The 428-nt window shown below is 58.9% G+C and carries 1 protein-coding gene; it reads right to left on the reverse strand.

Going from position 1 to position 428, the window contains the following annotated elements; genetic code table 11:
- The coding region (locus tag QN345_RS19825; RefSeq protein WP_323509216.1) for a divalent metal cation transporter at positions 1-416 on the reverse strand (416 nt) is incomplete at its 3' end.
- Positions 417-428: the final 12 nt, after the last annotated feature.

The raw sequence follows: 428 nt of genomic DNA on the forward strand, positions 1-428 counted from the left end.
GCGATCGCGAACATCACTCCCACGCCAGGTCCGACAAACTTGCCGAGGCCTTCTGCGACCCCGAGTGCGTCAGTGAAATTGCCGAATTCGGGCCGGCCCGTGAAGGTGGCGGACGTGAAGCCGATGATCGCGGCCGCACCGACGATGACCATCAAGATCCCGATCCACAAGTCGACCTTTTCGTAATTCATGAACCGGGGCGTGATGCGCTTGTCAATGACATAGGACTGTTGGAAGAACAACTGCCACGGGGCGACGGTCGTGCCGACGATCCCGATGATGAGCAGCATCACCGTGGAAAGTTGGGACCCGGGTGGCATCCCGGGGAGCACAAAATTGGTCGCCATCTCACCCAGATTCGGACCCGACAGAAAGAAAATGGGGACCAACAAGAGGGACCCGGCAACAAGAACCATGCTGACGCGTTC

The sequence above is a fragment of the Cryobacterium sp. 10I1 genome, from assembly GCF_035019805.1.
In the GTDB taxonomy this organism is placed as follows: Bacteria; Actinomycetota; Actinomycetes; order Actinomycetales; family Microbacteriaceae; genus Cryobacterium; species Cryobacterium glucosi.